Consider the following 26191-nt stretch of genomic DNA (forward strand, 5'->3'; position numbering starts at 1 on the left):
CTAGCCTTGACGCGGACTCAGATGTCCGGACGGGCAGGGGATGCGATGACCGAACTTCTGACAGCGGCGCAGATGCGCGCCCTCGAACAGGCGGCGATGGCGGCGGGCGCCGTGACCGGGCGCGACCTCATGGAGCGGGCCGGGCGCGGCGCGGTCGATGCGATCTTTGCCGAATGGCCGGACCTGGCCGCCGCGCCGCATCGCGCCGTGGTGCTGTGCGGGCCGGGCAACAACGGCGGCGACGGGTTCGTCGTCGCACGGCTGCTGCATGACTGGGGCTGGCAGGTCGCGTTGTACCTCTACGGCGACGCGGAAAAACTGCCGCCCGATGCGCGGGCGAACCACGACCGCTGGCGGGCGTTGGGTCCGGTCTTGCCCTTCGCCTCGGCCCCGACCGCAGCCGATGCGGCCGATCTTTACGTCGATGCGCTCTTCGGCACCGGCTTGCGGCGGCCGCTGGAAGGCGAGCTGCTGGACTGGGTGTCCACCCGCGCCGCCGATCCGCAGGCCACGGCCCGCACCGTGGCGCTCGACATGCCGTCGGGCCTGTGCAGCGACAGCGGGCGCGCATTGGGCGAGACGGCCGAGACCGTGCGGGCCGCGCTGACCGTGACCTTTCACGCCCGAAAGCTGGGGCAGGTGCTGAGCCTGGGGCCGTCGAGATGTGGCAAGACAGTGGTGGCGGAGATCGGGCTGGCCCACGCGCCCGATGTGTCCGTCGCGCGATTGGTCGAGGCCCCGGATGCGCGCGACCTCTCCAAGGCGGACGGCGCGCACAAATACGACAGCGGGCATGCGCTGGTGCTCTCCGGCGGGGCCGGGCGCACCGGAGCGGCGCGACTGGCGGCGCGCGGCGCGCTGCGGATCGGCGCGGGGCTGGTGACGCTGGGGGTGCCGCCTTCGGCGCAGATGGAGGTGGCCTTCCAAGTGACCGCGATCATGCTGACCAGGATCGCCGATGCCGCGGCCTTGGCACAAGCGCTGGAGGACAGGCGTCTCGCGGCGCTGTGCCTCGGGCCGGGCATGGGCACCGACCGGGCGCGGGACCTGGTGCCCGTGGCCTTGCGGGCGGTCCATGCGCCGGGGGTGGTGCTGGACGCCGACGCCCTGACCGCCTTTGCCGATGCGCCGGAGACGCTGTTCGGACTGCTGCACGCGCGCTGCGTGCTGACCCCTCATGGCGGCGAATTCGCGCGGCTCTTCCCGGATATCGCGGAGCGTCTGACGGCCACGCCCGATGGCGGAACGGCCTATTCGAAGGCCGATGCCACGCGGGACGCGGCGGCGCGGGCCGGTTGCGTGGTGCTCTTGAAAGGCGCGGACACGGTGATCGCCGACCCCGAGGGGCGCTGCTGCGTCAACGCGGCCATCGGCGCAGAGGCAGCGCCCTGGCTTGCGACGGCGGGGGCGGGCGATGTGCTCGCGGGGTACATCTGCGGGTTGATGGCGCGCGGCTCGGCGGCCTATGACGCGGCGGCCACGGCCAGTTGGCTGCACGTGGCCTGCGCGCGGCGCTTCGGCCCCGGCCTGATCGCAGAGGACCTGCCCGAGGTATTGCCGGGAGTGTTGGCGGATATCCTGAACGGAGGGTGAGCGCCTCAGGCCGGTGCGTGCGCGGGGTCCTGAGCCGCCACTTCGAGACCGTCGGCATAGAGGATATGCGGCGCGTCGAAACGCAGCGTGACCAGCGTGAGCGTGACCTGTCCAAGGTCGCGGACGAATTCGCCGTCGATCAGCCGCGCGGCGGAAACCAGCGCCTGGCTGCGGCCAAACAGCGCCTTGGCGCGCCAATCGCGGATCAGCACCTCCTGGCTGGCAGGCAAGACCGCGTCGCGGTCGGGACGGGTGTTGCCCAGCGTGCCGGCGCGGATGCCGATGGCGCGCACGGTGCGCTTGATCACCGACACCTCGCGCAGCACGGCCATACCGCTGTCGCGGGTGATGACGCGATCCCCGGGCGACAGCATTTCCACGGGCAACGCCCCATCGAGCGTGAGCACCGACGTGCCCGCCACAAGCGCATTGGTGATGGTCTGATCCTGCACGCGATCGATGACAGCCGTCCGGCTGTCCGCGCGCCCGGCCGTTTTCGGCTTCATGGGCGTCATCCTGATTGTCCTGCCTCGTTTTTTCACCAGTTTATGGCAAGAATAGGTTAATGTCGTGCGTTTTCTTGGCTGCTTTTTTCTCCTCGCATTGCCGTCGCAGCTTTGCTACACCCCGCCGGGCCGAGCCGCCGTTTCGTGTGGCGCCGGCACGATCTGCGGGTGTGGCGAAATTGGTAGACGCACCAGATTTAGGTTCTGGCGCCGCAAGGCGTGGGGGTTCAAGTCCCTCCACCCGCACCATTTTTCCAGGGTTTCGACCCGAAGCCGCGAGGGTCTGCCCAACCACAGGCACCAGAGCGCCGGTTGCGCGAGGCCTGCGGACGCCATTCCGCCTCTGGAGCGGAGCGCACGGACATTGCGGCATCTTTGGGTTGCGCTTGGGCGCCGACCACGCTTTGGTGCGAGGGCAGAGAATTTTTCCCGAAGGCGGACGGGCATGGTACGGTCCCTGACGACACGGCTGGCAGAGACATTGGCACGGACGCGCGCAGCGCGGGGCCTGTCGCTGGACGAACTGGCCACCGCCAGCGGCGTCAGCCGGGCCACCCTGTCGCGGCTGGAAAAGGCCGAGGCCAGCCCGACCGCCGAGATGCTGGACAAGCTCTGCTTTGCCTATGGCTACAGCCTGGCGCAGCTCATGGCGAAGGCCGAGGACGGCTTTGCCGCGCATCTGCCGCGCGCCGATCAGAGCGTCTGGCGCGACGGCGACCAGGGCGTGGTACGGCGCAGCGTGTCGCCGGGCGGCGGCGGGCTGGCCGCCGAGGTGCTGGATTGCAAGCTGGGCGCGGAAAGCACCTTTGACCAGGCGGCGCCGGCGGTGCCGGGGCAGGAGCACCATATCTATATGTTGAGCGGGCAGATGACGGTGGCGGTGGACGACGTCGTGCACCGGCTCGACCAGGGCGACAGCCTGCGGTTTCGCCCGCATGGGCGGGTGCGGCTGGCCACCGGTCTGGCGGCGGCGAAGTACATCCTGGTGACGGTCACGCCCTGAGCGTGGGCCGCCTTGACCCTCGGGACCACATCCTAGATATCAGGGCCAACACGCGACCAAGAGGGGCCCATGAGCGAAAGCGTCATCACCGACAGCCATTGCCACCTCGACTTTCCCGATTTCGACGCCGAACGCGCCAAGGTGATCGACCGGGCAGTGGCGGCGGGTGTGCACCGGATGGTCACCATCTGCACCCGGCTGCGGCTTGAACCGCAGGTGCGCGCCATCGCCGAGGCCCATGCGCCCGTCTTCTACGCCGCCGGCACCCATCCGATGAGCGCCGCGGACGAACCGATGGCGTCTGTCGACGAGCTGGTCTCGCTGGCGCAGCATCCGAAATTCGTGGGCATCGGCGAGACCGGGTTGGACTATCACTATACGAAAGACAGCGCCGCGGTGCAGCAGCAGTCCCTGAAGGTGCATATCGCGGCGGCGCAGGAAACCGGCCTGCCGCTCATCATCCATGCTCGCGCGGCGGATGACGACATGGCGGCGATCCTGCGCGAAGGCTATGACCGCGCGCCCTATGCCTGCGTGATGCACTGCTTTTCCTCGGGCGCGGGTCTGGCGCGCGCGGCGCTCGACATGGGGTTCTACCTGTCGATGTCGGGTATCGCGGCCTTCCCGAAGTCCACGGAACTGCGCGAGATCTTCGGCGCGGCGCCGCTCGACCGCGTGCTGGTGGAGACCGACAGCCCGTATCTCGCGCCGCCGCCCTATCGCGGCAAGCGCAACGAGCCGGGCTATTCGGTGCACACCGCAAAGGTCGGGGCCGAGGTCTTCGGGCTCGACTATGCCGATTTCGCCGCAGCGACCGAACGCAATTTCGAGCGTCTCTTCGCCAAGGCGGCGGCCTTCCGGGCGGCTGCATGACCCACGAGATGCGCTTTACCATCCTGGGCTGCGGATCGTCGGGCGGGGTGCCGCGGCTGGGCGGCCACTGGGGCGACTGCGATCCCGGGAACCCGCGCAACACCCGCCGCCGCTGTTCGATGCTGGTGGAGCGCGAGACCGAGGCGGGCGTGACGCGGGTGCTGATCGACACCTCGCCGGACCTGCGGGCTCAGCTGCTCGACGCCGGCGTTGGGAGGCTCGACGCGGTGGTCTACACCCATGCCCATGCGGATCATGTGCACGGGATCGACGACCTGCGAATGATCGTCTTCAACATGCGCGCGCGCCTGCCGGTCTGGGCCGATGCCGAAACGCGGGCGGCGCTGCTCGACCGGTTCGGCTATGCCTTCGTGCAGCCCGAAGGCAGCTCCTATCCGCCGATCCTCGACATGAACCTGATCGACGGCGCCTTCGAGATCGACGGCGCGGGCGGCGCCGTGCCCTTCCTGCCGTTCCGGGTGAACCACGGCGGCATCGACGCGCTGGGGTTCCGTATCGGCGGGTTGGCCTACCTGCCGGACGTGGCGCAGATCCCCGAGGCCTGCTGGCCGGTGCTCGAAGGGCTGGACTGCTGGGTGCTGGACGCCCTGCGCCGGAAACCCCATCCGACCCATGCGCATCTGGCGCAGTCTCTCGACTGGATCGACCGGATGGCGCCGCGGCGGGCGGTGCTGACGAACATGCATATCGACCTCGACTATGCGACGCTGGAGGCGGAGACGCCCGAGCACATCACCCCGGCCTATGACGGGATGGTGCTGCGGTTCCCGTTGTGACGGTCGTCTGCGCCTCGGTGCGCCGGAGGCGCGATGCAGGCGCTGATTGACGTCATCCTGCCGGTCTTTCTGGTGATCGGCTTCGGCTACCTCGCGGTCTGGCGGGGCTATCTGTCCGACAGCGCTGTCGACGGGCTGATGGCCTTCACCCACAATTTCGCCGTGCCCTGCCTGCTGTTCCGCGCCATCTGGACGCTGGACCTGGGCCAGAGTTTCGAGCCGGGACTGCTGATCAGCTTCTACACCGGGTCGGCCACCGGCTTTGCGCTGGGGCTGCTGGGCGGGCGCTATGTCTTCGGGCGGGACTGGGAGGACGCGGTCGCGATCGGCTTCTGCTGCCTCTTCGCCAATTCGCTGCTGCTGGGGCTGGCGATCACCGAACGGGCCTACGGCGTGGACGCTTTGGAGGCCAACTACGCCATCGTCGCCATGCATTCGCCGTTCTGCTACGGCGTCGGCATCACCGCGATGGAGATCGCGCGCGCCCGCGGCACGCCGGCGCGGGCGGTTCCCGGCAAGGTGATGCGGGCGATGTTCCGCAACGCGCTGGTGATCGCGATCCTGCTGGGCGCGGCGTTCAACCTCTTCGACGTCTCGCTGCCCGGCCCGGCGGTCGAGGCGCTGGACATGATGGTGCGCACGGCACTGCCCGCCGCGCTCTTCGGCATGGGCGGGGTTCTCTACCGCTACCGGCCCGAGGGCGACGGGCGGGTCATCGCCTTTGTCTGCGTCGTGGTTCTGGTGGTGCATCCGGCGATCACCTGGACGCTGGGGCGCGCCTTCGACCTGCCGGTGCAGACCTTCCGGTCGGCGGTGGTGACGGCGGCCATGGCGCCGGGGATCAACGCCTATGTCTTCGCCAACATGTACGGCCGGGCGCGGCGGGTGGCGGCGTCATCGGTGCTGGTGGCGACGGCGCTGTCGCTGGGGACGACCTGGGTCTGGCTGGCGCTGCTGCCCTGAGGGATCGCCCGTCGGGCGATACGAGAGACATCGTCCGATGCGCTTACGCATTGGCGCAGCAGGATCGCCCAAGGGGCGATACGAGAGACGCTGTCTCTCGTGCTCTCTGGAGGTTTATTGGCAAGATGAAGCAGGGGGCGATGTGGCAGATGCGGCGCGTCAGGGGCGCGCGGTGCGTTGCATTTGCAGCAGGGTATCGAGCACCAGCGAGGCCGGGTCGAGGTTGACGGCGCGGCCGTGGCGCAGGCGGTCGCCGGCGGTCTGGGCCAGCTGCGCCCAGCGGCGGCCCGAAAGGGCATCGGGGGCGAGGCGGGTCAAGACCCGGGCCTCTCCGGCCGCGGCTTCGGGCTGTGGCGGGGTGCCGGTCACGCCGGTGCGGGCGAGGCGCGCGAGGCCGGTGTCGAGAAGCGTCAGCAGCAGGTCGAGCCGCGCTTCGGCACCGCGCCCGGCGACGCTTTCGGCGAGCGCGATGGCGCGGGCGCGGTCGAGGTCGGGCAGGCTGCCCAGTACCGTCACCAGCTGGCCGTAGAGCGTGAGGCCGTCGAGGTTCAGCAGCCGCAGCGCATCGCCCACCGACCCGGCGGAGAGCTGCGCCAGCGCCTGGGACTCGGATGCGCCGACCTCGGCCCCGGCCTGGCCGAGCGCGGCGGTCATGTCGGCGGCGCCCAGCGGCGCCAGGCGCAACTCCCGGCAACGCGAACGGATCGTCGGCAGCAGGCGCGAGGGCTGGTGGCTGATCAGCAGCAGCGTCGTGCGGGCGGGCGGTTCCTCGAGCAGTTTCAGCAGCGCGTTGGCGGCGTTGGGGTTCATCTCGTCGGCGGAATCGACGATCACCACGCGGCGGCCGCCATCGGCGGAGGAGAGGGCGAAGAACTGCTTGAGGTCGCGGATCTCGTCGACGGTGATGACCGTCTTGAGGCGTTTCGCCTTTTCGTCCCAGCCGCGGCGCACCAGTTTCAGTCCCGGGTCCGACAGCGCCAGCACCCGGCGCGCGACCGGATGATCGACGGGGATGTCGAGGCTTTCGGGCGGCGGCGGCGCGCCGAAGAGGCCGTCGTCCGCCGCCTCGGGCGTGGCCAGCAGGAAGCGCGCGATGCGCCAGGCCAGGGTTGCCTTGCCCAGCCCCTGCGGTCCGGTGATCAGCCAGCCGTGGTGCAGCCGGTCGGCGGAAAAGGCGGCGAGAAAATCCGCCTCGGCGCTCTCTTGTCCGATGAGCCGCGGGGTCGCGCGCGGATGCGGGGCGCCTTCCACGCGGTCGGGTTCGGGGTGCGGCTCGTCGCTCATGACAGTTCCGCCTCGAGGACGGCCAGCACGTCCGCCGCCACCGCGGCCTTGGCACGGTTGCCGTCGATCACGCGGATGCGGTCGGGAAATTCCCGGGCGAGGGCGAGGAAACCGGCGCGCATCCGGGTTTGCAGGTCGAGGCCGAAATCCTCGAACCGTTCCTCGGCCGTGGCGCGGGACTTGGCCCGCGCCAGGCCCTGGCCCGGGTCCATGTCGATCAGAAAGGTCAGATCCGGTTCGGTGCCGATCATCAGGTCGTGCAGCTGGTCCACCGCGGGCCGCAGGTCGCCGCGCGACAGGCCCTGATACATGCGCGTGCTGTCGGCGAAGCGGTCGCAGATCACGATCCGGCCCGCCGCCAGCGCCGGCCGGATCGTGCGTTCGAGGTGGTCGCGGCGGGCGGCGGTGAAGAGCAGCAGCTCGGTCTGTGCCGACCAGCGGTCGGGATCGCCCTGCAGCACCAGGGCGCGGATTTCCTCGGCACCGGGGCTGCCGCCGGGTTCGCGGGTCAGCACGACATCGCGGTCGCGCGCCCGCAGGGTCTCTGCCAGCAGGCGCGCCTGGGTGGATTTGCCGGAACCGTCGATGCCTTCGAAACTGACGAAAAGGCCTGGCGCCGTCACATCGTGCCCTCGGCCGTGCCATCGCCCAGCCGCTTCAGCAGCGCATTGCTGACGGTCATCATCCGGCTCATGAACCCGCCGGTGGCGACGTCGGACTCGGCCACCAGAGGCATGCGGTGCTCGGGCAGACCTTCGGGGCGGATGATCAGCTCTGCCAGCTGCTGACCCTTGCTGATCGGCGCCTGGAGCGGGCCGGTATAGACCACCTCGGCCTCGAGCGAGGCGCCGGGGATGATCGGCAGGAGCAGGGTCGTGTCCTCGGTGGTGACCAGCCCGACGCTGTCCTCGGCGCCCATCCAGACCTCCGCCGCGGCGACACGCTGGCCGGCGGTGGTGACCTTCTTCTCGGCGAACTGGCGGAAGGCCCAGTTGACGATCGCCTCGGATTCCTCGGCGCGCTGGCGGGTGGTCTCGAGCCCGGTGATGGCGAAGATCACCCGACGCTCGCCCTGCCTGGCCGATCCGACAAGGCCGTAGCCGGCCTCTTGCGTGTGGCCGGTCTTGAGCCCGTCGGCACCGATCCCGAGACCCAGCAGCGGGTTGCGGTTGCTGACGTTCTGCGGCGCGCGGCCGTCGAACTGGAAGGTCTGCTCGGCGAACATCGGGTAGAAGTCGGGAAAGTCGCGGATCAGGCGGCTGGCCAGCAGCGTCAGGTCGCGCATCGACATCAGGTGGCCGTCGGCGGGCCAGCCGTTGGAGTTCTTGAAGGTGGAATTGGTCATGCCCATCTGCTGCGCGCGGCGGGTCATCAGGTCGGCAAAGCCGCGTTCGGTGCCGTCGGGGCTCAGCGCCTCGGCGATCACGGCGCAGGCGTCGTTGCCCGACAGCACCACGATGCCGCGCAAGAGGTCGTCGACCCGCACCCGGTCGGTGGTGTCGAGGAACATGGTCGAGCCGCCGTAGGACATGGCGTGCTGCGACACCGGCAGGCGTTCGTCGAGTTGCAGCCGCCCGTCGCGCACCGCCTCGAAGGCCATGTAGAGGGTCATCAGCTTCGACATCGACGCCGGCGGCAGGGGCTCGTCGGCATTCTTGGCCAGCAGCACGGTCCCGGTGGAGAAATCCAGCACGAAGGCGGCGCGGGCCTGGGTGTCGAAGGCGGACGCGGGCATCGCGAAAAGCGCAAGCGCCGCGCAGAGGGCCAGTGTCTGGCGCAGGTGGGCGAACATGGGCAGCTCCCTTGGTCAGGCGGCGTCGGGTCGGCGCGCCCGCGACGGGTCAGTCGCTGACGGCATAGGCATCCGTGAAGCCGGAGGATTTGATCTTGGCCAGCAGCGTGTCGCGCTCGGATTCCGTCTGGGCCGGCCCCACGAGCACCCGCCAGAAGGTCTTGCCGCTGGAGGACTGCTTTTTCACCGTGGGCACCATGCCCGCCTGGCGCATCGCGGTCGCGGTATTGTTGGCATTGGCCTCGACGCTGAAGATGCCGATCTGCAGGTAGGGCCGCGACAGGGCGGATGCGGCGGGCGCGGAGGCCGGCGGTTTCGGGGCGGCGGCGACCGGGGTCGGGGCAGGGGCCGCGGATGCAGAGGGCGTTTCGGGCGCTGCCTCGATCGCGGCAGCGGCGCCGACACTCGCCGGATCGAGCGTGCCCGACGAGATATCGGTGGGCGCGGCCAGCGTGCCGGTGGTGCCGTCCGGGGCGGGGGCCTCGGCTGGGGCGTCTTCGGTGGCCTCTTCGCGGCGCAGGGCCACGACGTTGAGGTTGGTGGGCTGCCCGGCGAGCATGCCGAGCGCCGCCGCCGCATCCGAGGAAATCTGCAGCCGCGGGCCGGGGGTTTCGCGTTCGCGCCGGAACAGGGCGCCGATCACGAACTGGCCGTTCTGTTCGTTGCGGATGATCACCCGCTCGGGGTCCTGGACATCGGGATGCGCGGCCCAGACACCGCCCAGCGACGGCCTGCCGTCCCAGAGCCCGGCCTCGGTGGCCTGGAACACCTCCGGCGCCTCGATGTCGCGCTCGACTGTGCGGGCGGCACGGCTGGCGGGTTCGGAGGCGGCGGCATCCCTGTCGCGCGGTTGCAGGAACCCCGGGAGATTGCCGTCCTCGCAGGCGGACAACGTCGCAAGTCCGATGAAGAATGCCACACCGCGCACCGTCCAGCCATGCTGCCGCGCCGTTCCGAAATCCCTGCTCATGCCGTGCCCCTCAGCCTGTTTCGCGGCATCCTTCGGTGTCGCGGTTTTGTGCCGGTTTGACCGGTCTTGACCGCCGAACGCCGTTCCGTCTGCGCCTCGCTCGCGCGTAGCTTAACGGCAATGTGGAGACAAGAAAAGACCGCTGCCACGGCTCGGCGGAAAATCCCGCCGCGCGGCTTTCAGAATCGCGTGAGTGGGTCTATCCGAGGAAGACGGAGGCTTGGCAGAGTGGTCGAATGCGGCGGTCTTGAAAACCGTTGGGCGTGAGAGCGTCCCGTGGGTTCGAATCCCACAGCCTCCGCCAGAGCGCCTTGTAAGTCATTGTAAATAATAAATAAACACATTTTCCATTCAGCCTTGCCTCCATCGTTGCCGCCAATGGTTCGCCGTTTAGCTGCTGTTTTCTGCAACGAGCTGCAGCGCCGCAGTGGTTTTCAATCTCACTGAGGTTGGGCAAAGACGCCGTTTGCCAATTTCGAACTGCGGAACAACTGATGTGTGATAGAGCGTCATGCTGCGCTCATACCATCGAGATGCGGGCAATGATCGCTGCAACATCAAGGGTTCACCGCAAAGCCGGTCTCAAACCTGATACTTCCGTGTGTTTTTGGAACCCGATCAGATCGCAGATCGCACGACGTTCCTGAATATGCTCAACGCTTGCACGGCCTTAACGTTCACGGGCCTCTTCTAGGCAGCCTTTACTGCTCTAAACGGCCCTCTCGTGAAAACGGCCGGGAAGAAAAATCCACCCACGGTGAAAAAACCGCCCGCATCGCGGATGTCCGCTGTCTATAAGCAAGCTAGGCAATCCCCTTGGGCATAGATCTGCTCCAACGGAGAATGAACACACCTGATTTTGGAGATCATCAGATGCCCCTCGACCCGAAAAACCTCTACCTCAGCGTCGATCAGGTCGCGGCACGCCTTGGCGTGTCGCGCGACACGATCTGGCGCTGGAAACGCAACGGCTCCTTTCCCAAGGCCATGAAGCTCAGCGGGCGCACGACCCGCTGGCGCCTTTCGGACATCGAGGCCTGGGAGGCGAGCTGTTTGATCGGCTTCGTGGCTCATCTCGATATCCCTGAGAGCTCTCTCACCATCAACTGACCTCACACCCGAAACAAATTGGTCCGACCGGCGCATCAACACGCCGGAACAATGTTCCTATGCCCGCTGAAAGGCGCACCATGACCGAACACTTGAATCCCGAAATATCCAATATCATCCACATACCCGGATTGGGCGCGGGAACTGTGCAAAACGTTCCGGGCGCATCTGTGTCGGACGGCCCGCCTGCCGACTTCTTCCTCGGGCAGGACGGCGTGTGGCAGATTCGAGCCACGAAAGATGACGACGAAGAAGCTGTCCGGCTCTGCTCGCCGCTTCGTGTCGTCGCGCTCTGCCGTCGGGCCAATGGATCTGGTTGGGGCCAGGTGATCGAGATTGAAGACGAAGATGGCCGCTCGCATACTGTAATTCTGGATGCTGCAACCTTGTCGGGCAGCGCGTCCCGCGTTGTAGCCGTCTTGGTCAGCAAGGGTCTCGTGCTGGCGCGTGGAGCGAAGGTCAAGGAAGGGATCGTGGAACTCTTGAATGCGTGGCGCCCGCAGCTGCGTCTTGATCTGGTCGATGCGCTGGGATGGACCGATGGCGCATGTTCCGCGTTTGCTCTCGCCGATGGCCGTGTGTTGGGTAATGCTCAAGTCTATTATCCGGGTGCTTCTCCGGAACTGGCGGCGTCGGTCCGTCCGCATGGTTCGCAATCGGCGTGGACGCGCAACATTGCGGAACCCTGCTTGGGAAACCCTCTGGCCATACTAGCTATCAGCCAAGCTCTTAGCGGGCCGCTTCTGCAGTTTCTGGGGATGCAGGGCGGTGGGTTTCATTTGTTCGGCGCTTCGAGTTGTGGAAAGTCCACCTTGCTTCAGATTGCCGCGTCCGTCTGGGGCGATGCCACGCTTGTGCGCAGTTGGCGCGTCACATCAAACGCGCTGGAACCCATTGCGGCAGCCAGCAGCGGCACATCGCTGCTTCTTGATGAACTCGCAGAGATCGATCCGCGTAAATTGGGCGAAGTCGCCTATCTCCTCGCAAATGGTCAGGGCAAAGGACGCTTGGGGCAGAAAGGTGAGCTAACGCCCGTCTTTCGCTGGCGTGTTGCTTTGCTGAGCTCGGGCGAAATCTCCATCGTCGCGCACATCAAGGCGGGTGGTCGACACGTTCATGCTGGCCATCAAGTCCGCTTGGTCGACATCCCCGCCGACAGCCGGGCGTTTGGGGCATTCGATGTTCTTCATGGGTCAACCGATGGAAGGGTCTTCTCAGAGCGGTTGAACCGGGCGGCCTTGGAGTACAACGGTTGGGCCGGCCCGGTTTTCATTGAAGCTCTGATGCGCAATCAGTCAGAACGCGATGCGATGCGCCGCACGGTTGAGCGTTTCCTGGCAATGGTCATGCGCAAGCACGATTTGCCGCAGGACGCGCAGGTCGAGCGAGTCCTGAAGCGTTTCGCTCTTGCGGCACTGGCTGGCGAATTGGCATCGAAGTTTGGCCTTACTGGTTGGCCCAAAGGTGCGGCAACCATGGCGATGATGTCTTTGGTTGGGGAGTGGCTTGCAAGTCAGGATTGCGCTTCGAGATCGAAGGCTGATATGTCAATTGCACTGACGCGCGACTACCTGCGGACCTACTCGGCTTCTCGTCTGTCCGAGCTTGGCTCCCTTGCAGTCGATCGTCAGGATGGCTGGAGGGATGACGCTTGGTTCTATCTCTTGCCGGAAACTTGGCAGCGGGTTCATGGAGACGATGCCGTCGAAGCCGCAAGGCGTCACCGTAGTGCGGATCTGCTGAAGGCCAGCAAAGGGCATCACCAGTTCCGGATGCCTCGAAAGGTGGAAGGCCAGCCGCGGGTCTACGCCGTCTCCGCCAGAATTCTGCGGGGGCCGGATGAGCCGCTGACCGCCCAGTGAAGCCGTGCGATTTGGATCACATGGAACACAACGGTTGCGCCTGATCCAAGTGATCCAAATGATCCCAGCGATTCAACCTCATAGGATGTTTCCTCACCGTTGGTTTGGCTTGAGAGCGTTAATCTTAACAGCGAAACTCCCCTGCAAAGCCTTCGAGTTCGAAGCGAACTACACCACACTTTGCCAGCCTGTCAGCAACCGATCATTCCCCACGTTTCCAGGTAGTTACCCCATGTGCCTTAACGTCCCTTTCGCACCAAAAATCCCCGCGACGAAATGCCGATCCGCCGTCGCCTATGCCCGGGTATCGACAAAACAGCAGTCCTCTCAGAGCCTCAGCATCGAAGGCCAGTTCGATGCCATCCGCGCGTTTGCGTCAAAGAACCGAATGGAGATCACGTATTACGAACTGGACGAAGCCTCGGCCTACGGTCCCGGGTCGGAAAATCGCCCGGGCTTGCAGGCCGCCATCCGGCACGCCAAGGCGTCCGGCGGCGTCGTGATCGTCTACCGTGTGAGCCGTCTCAGCCGGTGGATCGCGTCCGTGGACCTTCTGCGCGCGACCGGCGTGCGTTTCTACTCGGTGGACAAAGGTTACCTGTCTGAAACACGCCTCCGGCAAGGTGTTCTCAAGGCCCAGGAAGAAGCAGACCACAAATCGCTCGCCCAGAAGATGCAGCACAGTTTGGCGCGGCTCCGCGGCAAGAAATGTCGGCGCAGCGTTTCTCCGAGTGATCGCCGCAAGGGCACAGTCAACAACCAGCATCGCCGCGACGACAACATCCGCTCGGTCGCCAACCATTTCTGTGATCTTCCCGGGATGGAAAAGATGACGCACAGCGCGCGAGCCGAGAGCCTTAATCTGGCTGGTGTGCTCCGGATGGTGAGCGCCCGCCGTGAGCGCCGATCAGAATGGACAGGTGAAGCTCTTCGCAAGCAATGGCCTTTGGTGATGGCGGAGATCGAGCTCCTGAGGGATGTGGACAACTTTCGGGGCGGTCCGGTCGGTTGAAACTGTCCAATCAGCATCGGCTGCCGGAAGGTCCTTCTAGCAGCCGACGCTTGGCGTCATATTTTTCAGAAGAAACCTGCAACACTCAGCGTCATATCCGTCTTCTCCGCAGCAATAACGTAAGCGACACAACACTCTGCTGCACACACAGGAGACGCAGATCATGCCGCTAAAAGGCCATCCACACGAACACTCCCGGCTCGCAAAATTCGTCGATCGCCGCATTCTCGAATTGGCGCCGAAAAAAGCGCAACGCGACATCGCTTTGGAGGCGGGTTTTCGCAATGCGAACATGATTTCGATGATCAAATCTGGAAGTGCCAAACTCGCGCTGGACCGTGTTCCGGCGATGGCCAAGGCGTTGGAGGTGGACCCGAAGCATTTGTTTGTCTTGGCACTCGAGCAGACTGGTTTCGAAACCACCCGTGCGGCCGTGGGCGATATCTTTGCCGCGATCGTGACGACGAACGAGGCTGACTGGATCGAGGAACTTCGGGACGCATCTGATGGCACCGACCCGCGGCTCAATCGGCGCGCACGGACCGCCCTTCGCGCGCTGTTCGGCAAATGAGCCGTCGAGTGATCGATGGCTTCGCGCTTCCGCAAACGGAGCTGCCTCTGACAGCGGAGGAGTGGGCTTGGATAAGCTTCCTTCGTGACCTTCACACCGGCCCGGTTCGGGCACCGGCGCTGAAGGCCATACAGCGGCTCCGGACAGTCTTGGCAGAGTGATATCAAAGCTCTTGTGACGCCCATCTGAGAAGCTCTGTTTTCGGCCCCCGACGGGGTAAGTAGACAGATAAAGATAATCAGAGCGTCGTGCGCAGATGGGCGAAAAGCAGAAGTTCGCTGCGATCGATTCCGAGGTCTGTTGTGCGGTAAAGCAGCCTTTCGCGGCGCGACGCTTCGATGTCCGTTTCAGCCAATTACGGGTTCTGAATATTCCAGCCCAAATCCATAAAGGTAGTTCAGGGGGTGTCGACCAAGTCGAGGCCGTCCGCAAAATCCGTCACCGCCGCGCGCCTGTTTGCGATTGGTGCGGAAAAGGTAAGGCTGAAACTTCTCATTGGGCCCCCAAAGAACGCCAGCGTCGCTTCGCGGTCGCACAGGTTCGTTTCAACGCAGATTGCTAGGCGCTGAAAAAAGTAGACAACGTCCTCAAAGGCGCGCTGTGCCTCAGGATCGTCCATGACCTCTCGAGTGACGCGTGCATAAAGCGCGGCGCGCATCGTGTCATCCGCTCGCGCCGCGTCGAGGTCTGCTTGTGGCACCTCGTCAAGATTTGCCTTAACGCGGGCGTCGAGAGCGCGGAAGGCATTGAGGTAATGCGTGCCACCCTGCGTTGCCCCTTCCCAGACGTCGAGTAGAGCCAGCGTCGCTTCTGCACGGGCCGCCTCGCGCCGCTGCGCCAATTCGAAGTAGGCAAGGATCAGGCCTATGAGGCCACCAAGAACCGCGAGCACGGTAAAAAGGCCCGCCAGTCCGTCCCAGATCGATATCGGAACCCCGAGAAAGCGCCGCTCGTGCTCAGCCGGCATTGCAGGCCTCGACGAGGTCAAAAGCAACGGATGGGTCGAACGGGCCTTCGTGCGCGGCGATCAGGTCGCGCAGGCAGAGAGCGAGAGGTCGGTCGAGGATGTAGACCGACTTGATCCGCATCTCGGTGTTCGCGGGCGGAAGCGCGCCCATTTCCAGCAAGCCGCCGCGCTGGCCCGCCGCGTCACCGTTCGCATCGCAGCCGGCGAGATTCACCTGCTGACGACCCGCGGGCGCTGCGTCAAGAGCCTCCATCAGGACGTCGAAGTTATCGGTGAAGCAGGTGGCGTAGCCTTCGGTTAGTTCGACAACCTCATCACAGATGAAGCACTCCTCCGCCGCAGAGGGCAAGGACCCGAGCGCAAGGATTGCCGTGGCACAAAGGCTAGAATAGCGCATGGTCGCCCACCACACGCGTGCGTGTCATCCACGGCACCTGCTCCCCGCCGCTTAGTCCCTCGACAATCCGGCGCACGCCTCGCGCCAGTTCCGACGCCTCGATGCGCCCGTTGCCGTCGGCATCGTGGACGCTGCGCTCACCCACGAGCACGCGCTCAAGCGCGACGGTGAAGAGGCCGCCGCCCACTTCGGGCGCCTCGATAGACTGCTGGCGCCCCTTCGACGCCGCCAAGACTGTCAGGTTCGTCGGCAGACCGGCGAGGCCGCCAACTGCTCCATCGTTCGTCGCAAAGAGCCCGGTGCCCGCCGCACCCGAATGGCACGCATCAATCAGCACCGTCACGCGTGCCGAGGTCTGGGCGATCCGCGCTGCGATCTCGGACCAAGAGAGACCGGTCGCGTGCAGTCGGTCCGGGTTCGTTCCCGAGAGGGCAAGGTGGAACTGCCCATCCTCGTCCGTCAGGCCGTGGCCGGCGAAAAAGAGCACCGCGTGATCGCCCTTTCCCAGACCCGCCAGCGTATCGTCCACGGCCGTCAGAACAGAGGCCGCGTCCGCCCGGCGCCCGCCGACGAATCGCGGCGTGTCGTAGGCTGGCACGCCTTGGGGCAACGCGGTCATGGCGCGCATTAGACGGTCAGCGTCCGCCTTGGCATAATTCAGGTCCGGCAGGCGTGGATCGGCGTAGCGGTCCACGGCCACGGCGAGGACGCGCCGCGTGCCGCCCAGAGGCCCAGGGCCCAGATCCGCGGTGACCGCATTGCTCGATAGCCCCTCGGAAGTGACGGCCACAACGGCGGCATGCCGCGTTCCTGGAAGGCGATCGGCTAACACGCTCATACGGTTCCCCGTGATCGCGAAGGTGTCCGTCAGGATGCCATCCTGATGCAGGTGCAATTCAGCGGCTCCGCGTGGCGCGAGTAGACGCACATCGAGTGCGACGCGGTCCTCTTTGGCTGTCACCGTCGCCGACAGCTCAGGCGGCACTGGCACGATAGGCGCGCCGGGCGCTTCGCCCCCGAGAACCTGCCGCACGAGGCCGGGCGCGTAGAGGACCGGGTCGAACCGGTCGAAGCTGAACTGCCCGTCAAGACCTGGAAACCGCAGGTCGATGGTGGTGGCCGCCTCAGCAGTGGCGTCGAAGCGATAATCCTCGGTCCAGACGGCGACCTCGTCGTCCACGATGCGCCCCGCGAGCACCGTCGCGCCGTCGGCGATGCGATGGACATGGAACCCGCCGTCGCGATTAAGCTGGAGGACATGCGCATTGTCGGAGGTAAGGTAGGCGTCCGACAGAAGGTCGCCTGAGGGCAAGCCGCGCCACAGCCGCCGCACCTCGCGCGCGTCCATATCGAATACCGCGATGCCGCCGTTCCTGGGCGTGAACAGGAGCAACGTCCGGTCGTAAAGCCGCGAGGCGACGGGCACCTCGTGAAACTGCGGCAACCGGTTGTTACCCATGTAGCTGAATGACATTATGCTCAGCTCCTCGACCGTTTCGGGCTGAGGCGCCGAAAGGTCCGCCACGAACAGGAAGCTCAGGCCTCGCAGGCTTCCCAAGGTCGCACCGGCTGTGCATTCGGCCCGACCGACCATGATCGCACCTTCAGGTGCGTCGATTACGTCGAGCTGGAGGATCGTGTCCGGCAAGGAGAGGGCCCCGGGCGCGGCAAACACTGTTTGGTCAGTGATATCTGCCTCGCCGCCCGTAAGATATGTGAAACAGTTTATTGACGCACGGTAATTTCCTGGAGGCTCCTCTAAGAGATCGAACTTCCAATTGGAGGCCGCGCCGATGACCGCGAGGCGATCCTCGATGGCGCGCACATCCGCGGCAGGGCGCTCCAAAAGGTTCCTGTTATCAACGTGCTGAACCTCACCTCCCGCCAAGGACACGCTTGCAAGCCCAGGCAGCACATCGAGCCCGATGCGCTCAAAGGCGCCAACCTCGGAGCCCCCAACCCCGCGCAGCAGCGACGCTAATTCTTGCGGCGCCTCTTCGGTCGGGCGAGGGATCGGATCGGCCAGGTCGAGCACGGGCCCTGGCATCCGCGCACCTCCGGGAAGGGACAGCCCGTTTGCAACCGCGATTGGCGCGACCGTCCCGAGGCTGCGCGCAGCTATCGCCTGCAAGGGTGCAGTCATATATCCGGTAGTGGCGTAACCGTTGCCCTGTTCTTCGTAGGTCAGCGGCCCGCCCTGCACCGGCCCGAGCCAATGACCCTGTGCGCCGCGAACGGCAACGATCCCGTTTTCCAGATCGAAAGAGACATGTGTGTTGTCCATGTTGGCCGGGCAGCAACTCGGGCCGGTGATCTGATTGTCGACCAGCAGACGCTCGGCGAATGGGAATGCAACTCCGACCTTCCCCCAAGGCCAAGAGGAACCCATTAGCACGGTGTCACCCGAGCTCCAGCGCAGCGTCTCGGGCTCCGCGCGGAGCTGCAGGACGGCGACGCCGTCGAGAACGTCGATCACCGAATGGACCCCGTCTTCCGACACGGTCAAGAACCGACCTGTGGCCGACAGCGCGGCGTTGCGCCCAGCCCGCTCCACGATCTCGGTGCCGTCGGATAGGACCGAGATACGCATGCGGGCAAGTCCGACCTCGATCCGCCGGTCGTGGGCGGGCAAATCGAGCTGGTGCGTTAGATCCTGACGGCCCAGGTCGGTGCCGATCACCAATTCCGCGGGCGCCGGTGCAACCTCGATCACGGCCTCTCGACGCATCAGTTCCACCTCTTCGTCACAGCCTGGCAGCCACGCTACGAGTGAGAGCGCGACTGACATCGGCCCTGCCCGTAGCGGACGCAACGCTACCTCGCCCGCGCGACCGGCGCCGCGAGCCCATAGCGCCACCAGCGCACGCGTCTCACCCGAACCGGCGCCGATGCCGAACGGATTGGGCGCATCCGGCCCCAGCGGAATCGCGCCCCCGCCGACGAAGCGCGCGGCGGCCGGCGTGCGCGCCATCACCCAAACCGGCATGCGTTCCACGAGGTCGTTGCCCGACCAGGCGAGCGTCAGTGGCTCGCCGACCTTCGCACGACCTTCGGGAATCGACAGCGTCATCGCTTCCGCGAGCCGCGCGAAGTCGGCCCGCTCCGCGGCGCAGGACCGCGCCATCGGCGCTGCGAGACGCCTCACCCGGGAAGCATGCGCGTCGGGCGTCTCCCCGTCGCGCCAGCGCGCCGCCTCGTCCACCCGCGGCAGCGGGCCGCGCGTGGGCGGTGGGATCATTACAGAATTCGGGACCGTGCGGACTCCGGACGAGGCGCCTTGGTATCCGACCATGCGACCTCCAGCCGTCTTCAGGAAGCATACGTTCCCATCGGCGGCATTGTGGGTGAAGGCGCCGCAGCCCTCGGTGGCGAGGCAGAGCGCGGCACAGCTATCCTGCGTCATGTCGCGCAAAAGTGGATCGTCTAGCCCGGATCGGATGTCGCCGCCCCAAAGATCGGCATTCGAGGTCACGGTGAACGCGCGTCGTCCGAGGTCCAGGTTGGAGGTGTCCAACACGACTTGGCTCTCGTCGGAACGACGCTCGAAGGCGTCCCAAGCCCCGACAGTTCGAGGCGCCGGTGCCTCCGGCACTGCACGGGTGCATCCGGCCAAGAGTGTCGTAAGCGCCCGCGACGAGCCTGCGAGCGATAGGTCCATTCGTCCGCCGGCCAGATCGATGCGCAGTCGGGAACCACGGCGCATGGCATCGAAGATGGGTGCATTGTTCTGCGGGTCGAGTAAGACGGACGGGAAGCCCTGCGAGCCCGAGAACGTCCCCGATCCCACAACGCGCCCGTCTACCGCGATTTGCCCTTGCCCGGGTTGCAGACCTCCTCCGTTCGCAACGAGGCTGATCTGACCGTTCGGGGCACAGAAGAGTCGAACACAGCTTCCCGGTTCGGTCACGGTGCAGATGCGCGCTTCGGCATCGTTTCCTTCCCAGCGGTCCGTCTGTGCGTCTACGGGCGCGATCAATAGCGCTCCAGTCACTGCAAGTGCCGACGCCAATCTGGCAAAACAAACTAGCGTCATGCCTTCTATCCCTTAAAACTTCTAATAATCAGCCTAGAGGCAAGGTATCTACAAAATCAAGCAGAAGGCTCCTAAAAAAGACGTCCTCAAAACGCTTCTTTTATAAGGTTTCATGCTCGCTGAGGTGACGGCGAAGGCTGCGAAGCACGGACCGTTCCAGCCAACAGTATCGCTGTTCAGCTATACAGATACTGACGCAATGGTCGAAGGAATTACGCGAACGCTTAAATTGTGAAATCGTCGATCCTGAAACAACGCATTGGGCGTTACTGGAATACAAATTGCACGATGCTCGGTCGTTTGGCTGAAATGACCATATCCGCAAGTAGCAGTGAGTGGCTGGGCAGGAGGAAAGGCTCGAGACGTCGGGATCGATAGACGAACTTGGACCCAATGATGCGAAGTCCTAGAAATACCCGCGTGACGTGACGGGGATGCCGACTGGGTCCACCGACTTCGGTGACTCAATTCTGCCTGTGAAGGTAATTGACCCAGGCGCGCCGACGGCGACGTCCTTTTCTGACAACTTCGGGTCTAGCCGAGGACAGATCAGGTCGATCCATACCCTGCATTCCGTTATGTTTCCCGGGACGCGAGCTCAATATCAGGCATCTCTGCCGTGAAAGGCGGACTTAATGGCTGATAACTGAGGCACTCAATAAGACATATACCTCTCCTCCTTCATCCCTACCTATGGTCGGCGCCGACGCCGACGTATTTCTGAAATCTGCTTCAGCGTCCGCCGAAGAGTAGCGCAGCGGGATCTCGAACGCCGTCGGTGCCGACAAAGGAATCGCAGAGCTTACCACTGGTGCGGCCAATCCAGGCGGGAGCGCAACGCTCGGCACAAAGACTATGCCTGTCCTGGAAAGATCCGCATTTCTCAGCAGCGGCTCACTTTGGCAATGGACGCCCAATAATCTGCTCTCACGAGGCCGCCGGAACTTGCGAACCAGCCTTTCGCGACTTTCATAGGGCGACTTGCACCGCAGGCTCGGCCTTTCAGCCGAGCGATCCACCTTGCGAACAGGGCCAGAAGCCTTGACGGAACATTTACATGAACGCGAAACTGGGAAAGGATGCGTCAAGTTTGGAGCGCAAACTCCTTTACCAGCTGGCGTGCAATGAGTGCCAAGATGATGTGCCTGCCGGTCCCGGATCCAAAAAAGCCTTGTAATTACGGGTTACCAGTCGCGGCCTTTCCATCTGAGCAAGAATAGGACGTTTTGCGAACTTTGAGCGATCCTGGTTGTCGCCATTTTCCAGATTGAATGTGCCGCTCCGTTCATCGTTTTTTTAGTGGCCAGTTCCTGGTCGCTTCTTTTGCAGACTGGTTGATCAGCGAGCATTAAATGTGCATCGGGCGATGCAGACACGACAATCTTATCCACGGTGGGAGAAAGAGCACCGTCAGGTCGGCGGCCCGCTTTTCCCTGCGGCGTGTTGCGAGCTGGCATTTGTCCTGCCGTGACGAGCTCAGATCACCCCTTCCGACACCTCTGGGACCGATGCGGAGGCGGTGCCCCTCCTTGTCTTCGTCATGGACCTGAAATTCGCTAAGCGCCCGTCACCTGACGATGACAGGACGCCGCCTGCAGTGAGCAGATAAGTGCTGACCCAGAGGCCGCTCAATATCCGCTTTGTCGCGGCCAATTCACCCAGACCGCGCGCACGACCGGCTGCGCATGGGGGAAGCAGCATGAGTCTCAATCCACTGTGTCGCGGCCAACTCGCGGAGACTACGGAAGTGAAGGCGCCGACAATATCTCCGGTCTCAATCCGCTGTGTCGCGGCCAGATCGCAGAGACTCCCGCCAAGCTGCCTTCAGCCGCGCCACCTTCGGCCCCGGATCTCAATCCGCTGTGTAGCGGCCAGATCGCAGAGACGGCGGCAAGTCGAAAGATGCTGGCAAATCCGGTCTCAATCCGCTGTGTCGCGGCCAGATCGCAGAGACTCACCTCCTGTAAAGCCTTCTGCAAAATGGAATTTTTCGAGCCATTTCCACATCAGCGCCCCTCCAGATAACATTTTTGACCTGACCCTCCCTTTTTTGTTTTCATTTTCGCCAGTTTCAATTCTATTTCAAGCCGTTACCGGATTTTCCAATCGGGACACGCCAACTCGTCTCGGATTTGCAGTTTGTAATATTCATCGTTTCTCCGCAGCAGGCCCCATGTAAACCACGAATTCCGGCCTCTTCACCGAAATTACCCGCTTCGAGAGCCTAATGGCGGCCTGGCACAAAGTGCGGGGCAATGCCGGTTGTGCCGGCGGCGACGGCGAGACCATCGCGCATTTCGAGCCCCGGCACAAAGGTCGGCTGTCTGCCCTGTCCCGCGCGCTGCGCGACGGCACATACCGCCCCGGTCCCTATCGCCTGCTGCATATTCCCAAGAAACGAAGTGGCACGCGTCCGCTTGCCATCCCGTCGATCATCGATCGCGTGGCACAGACAGCGATGGCGACAGGCCTCGTGCCGGTGTTCGAGCCGCTCTTCGATCAGGACAGCTATGGCTACCGACCGGGCCGATCGGTCGACATGGCCGTCGCGCGGATCGGTGCGCTGCGGCGGCAGGGATATGCCTGGGTGGCCGAAGCCGATATCGTGCGCTGTTTCGAGACGATCCCGCACGACCCGCTCTTGGCGCTGCTGGAACGAACGCTGGCCGACGAAGACGAGGCGGGCATGATCGTGGACCTTGTTGCGCATTGGCTGGAACACGCCGGAAACGAGTTCGGACATGCCGGGCGCGGACTGCCCCAAGGATCACCGCTGTCGCCTTTGCTGAGCAATCTCTACCTTGACCAGCTGGACACCGCTCTGGAGCAGGACGGGATCACGCTGGTGCGCTTCGCCGATGATTTCGTGCTGCTTGCGAAACGTCAGGAGGATGCCGAGGCCGCGCTGGCCCGGTCCGGCGAGGTGCTGCAGCGCCACGGGCTCGACCTGCACAGTGATGAAAGCCGTGTGGTGGATTTCGATACCGGCTTCACCTTTCTGGGGCATCTGTTCGTCCGGTCGCTGACCTTGCGCCAGGTGTCCGACCCAGCCGAGGACATTCTTGGCACTATGCGAGACCTCGCGCGCCAAGATGGCGCAGACCAGCAGGTCGCGGAAGAGATCGCCGAAGAGCGCCGCGCGGGATACGACCGTGGCGGCCGCGTGCTTCATTTGCAGCAGCCGGACCGTCGGCTCGGGCTTTCGAACCTCAGCTATTGCGTGCGGACCGATGAGGGGCGCGCGCTTCTGACCCTGTCGCCCGGGCGGGTCGGTCGGATCGAGATCGGCCCCGGCGCGGAAATCGAGACCGAGGCCATCCGGCAGGCCATGCACGAAGGCACTGACCTCGCGCTGACCAATGGGGCAGGGGACACCCTGGGCTGGTTGCAGCCGGCTGCGTTCGACCGGGCGGGCCTGCACATGGCACAGGCGCGCCTCGTGCTTTACCCGGCGCGGCGGTTGTCACTGGCTCGGGTCATCGTCGATGCGCGGCTCCGCAACATGCGGGCGCGGCTGCAGGTGCTGAACCGGGCGCAGGACCCCGGCGCGGTGCGGGATGATATCATCGTCGCCGCAAAGGCCCTGGGCCGAGCCATTCGAAAGCTACCCACTGCGCAAAGCATCGAGGCACTGCGCGGTCACGAGGGGGCCGCAGCGGCGATCTACTGGCCCGCGCTCGGCGCGCTCTGTCCCGGTGCGCCGATCCCTTTTCGGCGTATGCGCCCGGCCTCGGACCTGCTCAACGCCGCAATCAATTATCTCACGGCCATGCTGGAGCGTGACGTGCGTGCGGCGATCGTCAAGGTCGGACTGCATCCGGGGTTCGGTGTGCTGCACGCATCGGCAGATTATCACGACGCCTGCGTCTGGGATGTGATGGAAGGGCCCCGGGCCCTTCTGACCGAAGGGCTTGCTGTTTCGCTTTTCCTGCACCGGCACCTGAGTGCAGAGATGTTTGAGGGCGACGATCCGGTCCGCATCGCGCGTGACGGCCGGGTCGCGCTGATCCGCGGTTATGAGGCCGCCATGGACCGGGTGGCGCGATCGCCGCACGGCGGGCGGCGGATGGCCGGCCGCCCGCGGCTGGTCGAGGAGGCAAGGGCGCTTGCCCAGCATGTCCTCGATCCTGATCGTGCCAACTTTGCCCCGGCGGTTCAGGATTACTGATCGCCGGATGAGCCAGCTCGTTCCGATTGCCCCTTGGCGCACATCCGCTGTGTCGCGGCTAAGGACTGACCACCCCAGTTCCAAGCCATGGGCTCCATCGGCCTCGGGTCTCAATCCGCTGTGTCGCGGCCAAGGGTTCACTACGCCAAGAACTGCACGAGAAGGCCGAGGCGCTGGTCTCAATCCGCTGTGTCGCGGCCAAGGGTTCACTACCCCAAATAACCCTTGTTGCTTCTGAACAAGAAGCAAAATTCAGTAGTCTCAATCCGCTGTGTCGCGGCCAAGGGTTCACTACGCGATCCTCGCCCTGATAGACCAGCCCGCCCCGTCTCAATCCGCTGTGTCGCGGCCAAGGGTTCACTACCCGTGTGGTCAAGTGACCTGTCTGGGAAAGGGTCTCAATCCGCTGTGTCGCGGCCAAGGGTTCACTACTTATCTCTTGCAGCATTCTGATTCGCAACGGATTTCTCAGCCACTTTCCAAGGCGCAAGGCAAAATTTGGCCATGATGGCATAACTTGCATGATTATGCCGGAAAAATATGTAACAATCCGCATTGTAATCAGCATTTTGCGGCGTTTTCCAAGTGGGAATTGATGCAAATTGGGTTTTTGGAGGGGCACTATGGCACGGGGCGAAATGCTGACGGTTTTCGCATATGACATCTCGAAGGACAAGAAGCGTCGCAAGGCGGCCAAGATACTCGAGGCCGCGGCGAGCAGGGTGCAATTCTCAGTCTTCGAATGCCGCATGACCCGGCAGCGTGCGGCGGCTGTCGCGCAACGGGTGTCGGCTTTGCTCGATGCAGGCGACAGCTTGCGCGTCTACGCGGTGGGGGCCGACGGCCTTGCCCGCAGCCGCGTCTACGGTGACGGCGTGCCGATGGAAGAGGACGCCGGCTTCTGGGTGGTCTGAGATCTGGAATTTGTTGAAGCGCGCTGACGCAGCACTTGTCATTCAACGTTGCAGGAATTTCACCCGGCATCGATGTCTCCGCAAGGCGCATGCCCCAATCGGTTGCGGAGCGTAAATTCCTACCCGCTTGCACCGCTGGCTCGTCGGGCATGGTTTGTTCCTGGGGTATATTGCACCGCTCTTGGGTCACTGCCCGGCGTGCGACGCCATTCCGGCACGAAAAGTGGTCCGCTCGTGCGAAGAGGTGAGGCCAAGCTGTTATTGACTTTCAGGCATCTAAGACGACCGCTTTCGATTTGATTACACCTGTGACCCCGCTCTTGCAGAGCAAGCTTGGTTCGTTGCTTTTCCTTGAGACTGTCCGACCAGATCCACTGAGGAGGATGGAAAAATAGGTGACAAGCACCCCGAGTTCATATTGAAATGTTTCAAGCTGGTAACTGATTTTCTGGCGAGGTGATCCGCCAAGTGTTTCAAATTTGCAATGAGTGAGTTTCTAGTTTTTTAAGGCTTTATTGGATGAAGAATGATCGATATTCGAGGAGTTTCTGAGAAGTTTGCCTTTTCACAAGTTTCTCTTTGCATCCCGAATTGCGCCGGTCTTGTGGCGAATCCTGCCCTGCCCGGAAAGGTGCGTGGCGCGCTTGGCACAGCCCTGCACGCGGCTGCGAGCGCCGAGGCGCAGGCCGGTGAGCCCTGTCGCTGGGAGCCCCCCTGCGGCTACCAGGTGCTTTGGTGCAAGAATGGGGAGCTGAGGCCGGGATACGATCTGCCGTCGCCCTTCGTCATCGAGGCGGATGCGCTGGACAATGATCTCTGGATCACTGTGCGGCTTTTCGGTGCCGCGGGGGATTATCTGGGCGAGGTGGCGGACGCGCTGGTCCGCGGCTTGCGCGCCGGGCTGAGCGGGATCGGGCGGCTCGAGCCCTCGCGGCGGATCATGGTGGCACAGGAAGGCGTGGCGGTGCCGGTCATGCGTGGCATGGCCGAACTGTCGTTCGTCACGCCGGTCCTGATCCGCAACACCGAGAAGGGCAATCATGTAGAGCCGCGCGCGCTCTTGAAGGGCTTGGTCGATCGCATCGACGGGCTTGCCCGCTGGTCGGCGTTGCAACTGAGCGACGAGGCACGGGCCGAAACGCTGGCGGCGATATCGGCACTCGACGGCACCTGGGAGCAGGCCGAGGTCGTGCCCTGGCGCCGGGGCGCGATGCGGCAGGGCAAGGTTCTGCCCATGGGTGGGGCGATTGGCCGTGTCGTCTATCGCGGCGACCTCGCCACGGTCGCGCCACTGCTGGCCCTCGGAGAGATATGTTTCGCTGGAGCGCGTGCTGCTTTCGGCCAAGGGCGTTTTCGGTTGGAGAGGGTGATCTGAA

Annotated in this window: 20 protein-coding genes, 2 tRNA genes and 1 CRISPR repeat array; of the genes, 14 read left to right on the forward strand and 8 right to left on the reverse strand. The window is 64.5% G+C overall.

Features of this window, described 5'->3' with window-relative positions; all coding sequences use genetic code 11:
• The first annotated feature begins 45 nt into the window (after positions 1-45).
• Positions 46-1593: an NAD(P)H-hydrate dehydratase gene (locus DU478_RS05300; RefSeq protein ID WP_114509905.1), complete on the forward strand. Its 1548-nt coding sequence runs from the start codon at positions 46-48 to the stop codon at positions 1591-1593.
• A gap of 5 nt (positions 1594-1598) precedes the next feature.
• Here the strand turns inward: DU478_RS05300 and DU478_RS05305 are convergent, their stop codons facing one another.
• Positions 1599-2099 carry a Hint domain-containing protein gene (locus DU478_RS05305; RefSeq protein WP_114510231.1) on the reverse strand — a complete coding sequence of 167 codons (501 nt, stop codon included), beginning with the start codon at positions 2097-2099 and terminating at the stop codon, positions 1599-1601.
• Positions 2100-2263: 164 nt separating this feature from the next.
• Here DU478_RS05305 and DU478_RS05310 point away from each other — a divergent pair.
• The 5 genes from DU478_RS05310 (at position 2264) to DU478_RS05330 (ending at position 5735) form a co-directional block, all read left to right on the forward strand.
• A tRNA-Leu gene (locus DU478_RS05310) sits at positions 2264-2348 on the forward strand.
• Between the two features lie 196 nt (positions 2349-2544).
• Positions 2545-3102, forward strand: a complete 558-nt coding sequence (locus tag DU478_RS05315; protein WP_114509906.1) for a helix-turn-helix domain-containing protein — start codon at positions 2545-2547, stop codon at positions 3100-3102.
• Positions 3103-3171: 69 nt separating this feature from the next.
• Positions 3172-3975, forward strand: coding sequence for a TatD family hydrolase (locus DU478_RS05320; RefSeq protein WP_114509907.1), 804 nt, complete (start codon positions 3172-3174; stop codon positions 3973-3975).
• Complete coding sequence (locus tag DU478_RS05325; RefSeq protein ID WP_114509908.1) at positions 3972-4772, forward strand: MBL fold metallo-hydrolase; 801 nt, start codon at positions 3972-3974, stop codon at positions 4770-4772. Before DU478_RS05320 ends, DU478_RS05325 begins: the two co-directional genes overlap by 4 nt.
• 33 nt (positions 4773-4805) lie before the next feature.
• Positions 4806-5735: an AEC family transporter gene (locus tag DU478_RS05330; RefSeq protein WP_114509909.1), complete on the forward strand. Its 930-nt coding sequence runs from the start codon at positions 4806-4808 to the stop codon at positions 5733-5735.
• Positions 5736-5894: 159 nt separating this feature from the next.
• Here the strand turns inward: DU478_RS05330 and DU478_RS05335 are convergent, their stop codons facing one another.
• From DU478_RS05335 to DU478_RS05350, 4 genes are read right to left on the reverse strand one after another with little or no spacing between them, the layout of a single operon-like run.
• Complete coding sequence (locus DU478_RS05335; RefSeq protein WP_114509910.1) at positions 5895-7019, reverse strand: DNA polymerase III subunit delta'; 1125 nt, start codon at positions 7017-7019, stop codon at positions 5895-5897.
• Complete coding sequence (gene tmk, locus DU478_RS05340) at positions 7016-7642, reverse strand: dTMP kinase (RefSeq protein ID WP_114509911.1); 627 nt, start codon at positions 7640-7642, stop codon at positions 7016-7018. The genes DU478_RS05335 and tmk overlap by 4 nt, the downstream gene beginning before the upstream one ends.
• Complete coding sequence (locus tag DU478_RS05345) at positions 7639-8811, reverse strand: D-alanyl-D-alanine carboxypeptidase family protein (protein WP_114509912.1); 1173 nt, start codon at positions 8809-8811, stop codon at positions 7639-7641. The genes tmk and DU478_RS05345 overlap by 4 nt, the downstream gene beginning before the upstream one ends.
• A gap of 49 nt (positions 8812-8860) precedes the next feature.
• Positions 8861-9781, reverse strand: coding sequence for an SPOR domain-containing protein (locus DU478_RS05350; RefSeq protein WP_114509913.1), 921 nt, complete (start codon positions 9779-9781; stop codon positions 8861-8863).
• 214 nt (positions 9782-9995) lie between these two features.
• Here DU478_RS05350 and DU478_RS05355 point away from each other — a divergent pair.
• The 5 genes from DU478_RS05355 to DU478_RS05375 all read left to right on the forward strand — a co-directional run bounded on the left by DU478_RS05355 (position 9996) and on the right by DU478_RS05375 (position 14336).
• A tRNA-Ser gene (locus DU478_RS05355) sits at positions 9996-10085 on the forward strand.
• Between the two features lie 569 nt (positions 10086-10654).
• Positions 10655-10891, forward strand: a complete 237-nt coding sequence (locus DU478_RS05360) for a helix-turn-helix transcriptional regulator (protein WP_114509914.1) — start codon at positions 10655-10657, stop codon at positions 10889-10891.
• An 80-nt stretch (positions 10892-10971) separates the two neighbouring features.
• A complete protein-coding gene (locus DU478_RS05365) occupies positions 10972-12753 on the forward strand; it encodes a DUF927 domain-containing protein (RefSeq protein ID WP_158545740.1) in 1782 nt (593 codons plus the stop codon).
• 232 nt (positions 12754-12985) lie between these two features.
• A complete protein-coding gene (locus DU478_RS05370) occupies positions 12986-13765 on the forward strand; it encodes a recombinase family protein (RefSeq protein ID WP_158545741.1) in 780 nt (259 codons plus the stop codon).
• Between the two features lie 163 nt (positions 13766-13928).
• The gene (locus DU478_RS05375) at positions 13929-14336 is read left to right on the forward strand and encodes an XRE family transcriptional regulator (RefSeq protein ID WP_114509917.1); all 408 of its coding nucleotides are present in this window, start codon (positions 13929-13931) and stop codon (positions 14334-14336) included.
• 397 nt (positions 14337-14733) lie between these two features.
• Here DU478_RS05375 and DU478_RS05380 read toward each other — a convergent pair whose 3' ends face one another.
• The 3 genes from DU478_RS05380 to DU478_RS05390 are packed head-to-tail and all read right to left on the reverse strand — an operon-like array spanning position 14734 to position 19676.
• Positions 14734-15303: a DUF4760 domain-containing protein gene (locus DU478_RS05380; RefSeq protein ID WP_114509918.1), complete on the reverse strand. Its 570-nt coding sequence runs from the start codon at positions 15301-15303 to the stop codon at positions 14734-14736.
• Positions 15293-15715: a hypothetical protein gene (locus DU478_RS05385; RefSeq protein WP_147276317.1), complete on the reverse strand. Its 423-nt coding sequence runs from the start codon at positions 15713-15715 to the stop codon at positions 15293-15295. The genes DU478_RS05380 and DU478_RS05385 overlap by 11 nt, the downstream gene beginning before the upstream one ends.
• A complete protein-coding gene (locus DU478_RS05390) occupies positions 15687-19676 on the reverse strand; it encodes a caspase family protein (RefSeq protein WP_158545742.1) in 3990 nt (1329 codons plus the stop codon). Before DU478_RS05390 ends, DU478_RS05385 begins: the two co-directional genes overlap by 29 nt.
• 2284 nt (positions 19677-21960) lie before the next feature.
• On the opposite strand from DU478_RS05390, the gene cas1 reads away from it, so the two are divergent.
• From cas1 to cas6, 3 genes are all read left to right on the forward strand, one after another.
• A complete protein-coding gene (gene cas1, locus DU478_RS05395; protein ID WP_114509921.1) occupies positions 21961-23901 on the forward strand; it encodes a CRISPR-associated endonuclease Cas1 in 1941 nt (646 codons plus the stop codon).
• A 107-nt stretch (positions 23902-24008) separates the two neighbouring features.
• Positions 24009-24333: direct repeats of the CRISPR family, unit length 37 nt; unit sequence GTCTCAATCCGCTGTGTCGCGGCCAAGGGTTCACTAC.
• 191 nt (positions 24334-24524) lie between these two features.
• A complete protein-coding gene (gene cas2, locus DU478_RS05400) occupies positions 24525-24815 on the forward strand; it encodes a CRISPR-associated endonuclease Cas2 (RefSeq protein ID WP_114509922.1) in 291 nt (96 codons plus the stop codon).
• Positions 24816-25419: 604 nt separating this feature from the next.
• Positions 25420-26190: a CRISPR system precrRNA processing endoribonuclease RAMP protein Cas6 gene (cas6, locus tag DU478_RS05405; protein ID WP_158545743.1), complete on the forward strand. Its 771-nt coding sequence runs from the start codon at positions 25420-25422 to the stop codon at positions 26188-26190.
• Position 26191: the final 1 nt, after the last annotated feature.

It is taken from the genome of Thalassococcus profundi, assembly GCF_003344785.1.
Lineage (GTDB): Bacteria > Pseudomonadota > Alphaproteobacteria > Rhodobacterales > Rhodobacteraceae > Puniceibacterium > Puniceibacterium profundi.

What these genes read in the sequence shown, in the direction of transcription:
- DU478_RS05300 (WP_114509905.1), top strand. Translation starts at nt 46, where the DNA reads ATGACCGAACTTCTGACAGCGGCGCAGATGCGCGCCCTCGAACAGGCG.
- DU478_RS05305 (WP_114510231.1), bottom strand. Translation starts at nt 2,099, where the DNA reads ATGAAGCCGAAAACGGCCGGGCGCGCGGACAGCCGGACGGCTGTCATC.
- DU478_RS05315 (WP_114509906.1), top strand. Translation starts at nt 2,545, where the DNA reads ATGGTACGGTCCCTGACGACACGGCTGGCAGAGACATTGGCACGGACG.
- DU478_RS05320 (WP_114509907.1), top strand. Translation starts at nt 3,172, where the DNA reads ATGAGCGAAAGCGTCATCACCGACAGCCATTGCCACCTCGACTTTCCC.
- DU478_RS05325 (WP_114509908.1), top strand. Translation starts at nt 3,972, where the DNA reads ATGACCCACGAGATGCGCTTTACCATCCTGGGCTGCGGATCGTCGGGC.
- DU478_RS05330 (WP_114509909.1), top strand. Translation starts at nt 4,806, where the DNA reads ATGCAGGCGCTGATTGACGTCATCCTGCCGGTCTTTCTGGTGATCGGC.
- DU478_RS05335 (WP_114509910.1), bottom strand. Translation starts at nt 7,019, where the DNA reads ATGAGCGACGAGCCGCACCCCGAACCCGACCGCGTGGAAGGCGCCCCG.
- DU478_RS05345 (WP_114509912.1), bottom strand. Translation starts at nt 8,811, where the DNA reads ATGTTCGCCCACCTGCGCCAGACACTGGCCCTCTGCGCGGCGCTTGCG.
- DU478_RS05350 (WP_114509913.1), bottom strand. Translation starts at nt 9,781, where the DNA reads ATGAGCAGGGATTTCGGAACGGCGCGGCAGCATGGCTGGACGGTGCGC.
- DU478_RS05360 (WP_114509914.1), top strand. Translation starts at nt 10,655, where the DNA reads ATGCCCCTCGACCCGAAAAACCTCTACCTCAGCGTCGATCAGGTCGCG.
- DU478_RS05365 (WP_158545740.1), top strand. Translation starts at nt 10,972, where the DNA reads ATGACCGAACACTTGAATCCCGAAATATCCAATATCATCCACATACCC.
- DU478_RS05370 (WP_158545741.1), top strand. Translation starts at nt 12,986, where the DNA reads ATGTGCCTTAACGTCCCTTTCGCACCAAAAATCCCCGCGACGAAATGC.
- DU478_RS05375 (WP_114509917.1), top strand. Translation starts at nt 13,929, where the DNA reads ATGCCGCTAAAAGGCCATCCACACGAACACTCCCGGCTCGCAAAATTC.
- DU478_RS05380 (WP_114509918.1), bottom strand. Translation starts at nt 15,303, where the DNA reads ATGCCGGCTGAGCACGAGCGGCGCTTTCTCGGGGTTCCGATATCGATC.
- cas1 (WP_114509921.1), top strand. Translation starts at nt 21,961, where the DNA reads ATGGCGGCCTGGCACAAAGTGCGGGGCAATGCCGGTTGTGCCGGCGGC.
- cas2 (WP_114509922.1), top strand. Translation starts at nt 24,525, where the DNA reads ATGGCACGGGGCGAAATGCTGACGGTTTTCGCATATGACATCTCGAAG.